This is a genomic window from Streptomyces sp. SID486 (assembly GCF_009865385.1).
In the GTDB taxonomy this organism is placed as follows: Bacteria; Actinomycetota; Actinomycetes; order Streptomycetales; family Streptomycetaceae; genus Streptomyces.
The window spans coordinates 1-3,192 of record NZ_WWJT01000686.1; the positions used below are offsets into that span (position 1 = coordinate 1).

Annotated in this window: 2 protein-coding genes; one reads left to right on the forward strand and one right to left on the reverse strand. The window is 74.3% G+C overall.

Going from position 1 to position 3,192, the window contains the following annotated elements; translation table 11 throughout:
* Window positions 1–52 precede the first annotated feature (52 nt).
* Window positions 53–1,558, reverse strand: a complete 1,506-nt coding sequence (locus GT045_RS31890) for a cryptochrome/photolyase family protein (RefSeq protein ID WP_161336307.1) — start codon at window positions 1,556–1,558, stop codon at window positions 53–55.
* A 342-nt stretch (window positions 1,559–1,900) separates the two neighbouring features.
* Here GT045_RS31890 and GT045_RS31895 point away from each other — a divergent pair.
* Window positions 1,901–3,192: ATP-binding protein (locus GT045_RS31895; RefSeq protein WP_161336308.1), on the forward strand; the 1,292-nt coding region annotated here is incomplete at its 3' end.

Below are 3,192 nucleotides of genomic sequence, written 5' to 3' on the forward strand. Positions count from 1 at the left end.
GGCCCCGGGTACCCGGTCCCGTCGGCCGGGTGCGGGCGGCGCGCACCGGCGGTCAGGGCGGGGCGTGGCCGCGCTCGCGGTCCTGCCGCAGCACCTCGTCGAGGTCGCCGAGCCGGTCCAGGCCCCGGACGGCCTGGGCCATCCGCTGGTTGTGCTCCAGGCGCGAGCGGTGCCGGTGCAGGAAGGCCCAGTACCCGGCGGTGTAGGGACAGGCCCGCTCCCCCACCCGGTCCGCGGGCCGGTAGGCGCAGGCGCCGCAGAAGTCGCTCATGCGGTTGATGTAGGCGCCGCCCGAGGTGTACGGCTTGGTGGTCATCCGCCCGCCGTCGGCGTACTGGGACATGCCGACGACGTTGGGCAGCATGACCCAGTCGTAGCCGTCGACGAAGCAGCGGTGGAACCAGTCGGTCAGCGCCCGCGGGTCCCAGCCGCGTTGCAGGCCGTAGCTGCCGAGCAGCATCAGCCGGGGGATGTGGTGCGTCCAGCCGGTGTCGCGGACCTGGGCCAGCGTGGTGGCCAGGCAGCGGGCGGTGACGGCGTCGGCGTCGAGGTCGAGGAACCAGTCCGGGAGCGGCGCGCGGTGGCGCAGGGCGTCGGCGTGGCGGTAGTCGTCGCCGAAGTACCAGTAGAGCTGCCAGACGTACTCGCGCCAGCCGGCGATCTGGCGGACGAAGCCCTCCACGCTGTTGACCGGTGCGTGCCCCGACCGCCAGGCGTCCTCGGCGCGTTCGACGCACTCGGCGGGGTGCAGCAGTCCGAGGTTCAGTGACGAGGAGAGCAGGCTGTGGCTCATCACCGGGTCGTGCGAGAGCATCGCGTCCTCGTGCGGGCCGAACCCGGCGAGCCGGTACCCGATGAACCTGCGGAGCGCGGCCAGCGCCTCCCGCCGGGAGGCGGGGAACCGGCGTGGGCCGTCCCTGCCGACGAAGCTCACCAGGCCCTCGTGTTCCCAGCGGTCCAGGTCGTGCCGTACCTCCTCGTCGATGTGGTCCTCGCGCGGCCGGTAGGGGGCCGGGGCGCCGAGCGACCGGGTGCCCCTGGGCGGGGGTTCACGGTTGTCGTGGTCGTGGTTCCACCGCCCGCCCGCGGGGGTGTCGCCGTCCATCAGCAGGTCGTGGCCGCGTCTGACCCAGCGGTAGAAGTCCTCCTGCCGCAGGTGTCCCCCGCCGTGGCCGTCGGCCCAGGCCCGGAAGTCCGCGAGCGGGGTGAGGTAGCCGCGGGCGGGCAGCACGGTGACGGTGCCGAGCGAGCGCACGAAGCGCAGCGCGGCGTGCGAGGTGGGGTGGTGCACCGTCAGCGGGCCGTCGCCGGCGGCGCGGAGCAGTCCCTCGCGGTAGGTCTCGCAGCGGATGTAGCGCACGCGGTCACCGAGTTCGGCGGCACGGTGCCGCATCGCGGAGAGGACCAGGTGGGCCTTCGCCCGGTGGAAGCGCCGGCGGCGCAGGACGGAGCGGGCTTCGATGATCACCACGGTCGCGTCCGGGTCCGGTCCGTCGGCGCCCGGTGTGAGGAAATGGGGGCCCAGCTGGTCGCCGAAGAGCCAGTGTGCGGTGGACATGTGGGCGCTCGGCCTCCGTCGCCTCGGCGGGTGCGCGGACAGGGTGGGGCGTGGCGGCCCGGGACATGTACCGGCGAAAGCCACGGAAGGCATCGTGGACGCCGGCCCCTCCGCGCACCGTGCGCCACGCCGTCGGCCCCTTAGGTCCCTATCATCCTTTTTGATGGTCAACACGCTGATATAGCCACCCTATTGCGAGAAGCGGCACGGAATCTTTCTGTTTTGATCACGAACTCTCGTATAGTGACCGCCAGTTATCCGCCGAGAGTCATGTCTCACCATGTGGGACGCTTCCGCCCGTACGACCCTGCCCTCATCTGCCGCAAGGACCAGACCGGACCGATGACCGCGCCCACGCACCCCGGCGACCGACCTTCCCTCCGTACGTTCGTCTCCGCCCTCGCCGTGACCGGTGTGCTCTCGGCGCTCGCGGTGTGTGCGGCCGTGGCGGTGGCACCCGGCGCGGCGCGTACCGCGCTCGCCTCCGGCGGAGCCGCGGCGGCGGTCGTGCTCAGCGCGGCGGTCGCCACGGCCGCGCACACGCGGCGCGCCGCGCGCGACGCCCGGCGCAGGCTGGAGGACCTCACCCAGGAGATCGGACGGCTGCTCCAGCAGCAGGCCCGTACGACCGACGAGGCGCGCCGCGAGCAGCAGCGGCTGACCGGCGAACTGTCCCGTCAGCGCACGGAGCTGACGGAGTCGTCCGCGGCCGAGCGCGCTCATCTGGAGGAGGCGCACACCCGGGAGCTGGACCGGCTGCGGCAGGACAACGCCCGGCTGTCCGGCGAGTCCGAGCAGGCCCGGCGGGAGCGGGCCGCCGCGGTCTCCGCGACCTCCAACGCCGCCGCCCGCATGCAGGCCCTGGCCACGGCCACGCTCGCCGACCTGCGGGCGATGGAGGACCGGCACACCGACGAGGACGTGCTGGCCGACCTGCTCCAGCTCGACCACCGTACCGCCCAGGCCGGCCGGCTCGCGGACTCCATCGCCGTGCTCACGGGAGCCCGTTCGGGACGCCGGTGGGCACGGCCGATCGCCATGGAGTCGATCCTGCGCGGTGCGATGGGCCGGATCGCCGGCTACCAGCGGGTGCGGGTGCACTCGGCCAGCGAGACGGCCGTCGCCGGGCACGCGGCCGAAGGCGTGATGCACGCGCTGGCCGAACTCCTGGACAACGCCGCGAACTTCTCGCCCCCGACCGCCGAGGTCCACGTCTACGTGGAGGAGGTGCCGGCCGGGGTCATCGTGTCCGTGGAGGACAGCGGCCTGGTGATGGGCGAGGTGCAGCTGCGCCGGGCCGAGCGGGCGGTCGCCGGTGACGTCTCCGGGCTGGGCGGCCTGACCGGCACCCGGCTCGGGCTCGCCGTGGTCGGGCGGCTGGCCCGCAAGCACGGACTGAAGGTGTCGTTCCGGCCGTCGGCGCGCGGCGGCACCGGCGTGCTGATGCTCATCCCGCAGGACATCCTCTCCAGCGCCGCCCCGGCGGGGCCGGCCGTCCCCGCGACGCACCCGGTCAGCGCCCCGCCCGCGACGCACCCGGCGAGCTCCCTGCCCGCGGCGCACCCGGCGAGCTCCCCGCCCGCGCCGGCCCCGGCCGCCGTGGACGCCGCCCCGGTGCACGAGTCCGCCGCACC

What these genes read in the sequence shown, in the direction of transcription:
- GT045_RS31890 (WP_161336307.1), bottom strand. Translation starts at nt 1,558, where the DNA reads ATGTCCACCGCACACTGGCTCTTCGGCGACCAGCTGGGCCCCCATTTC.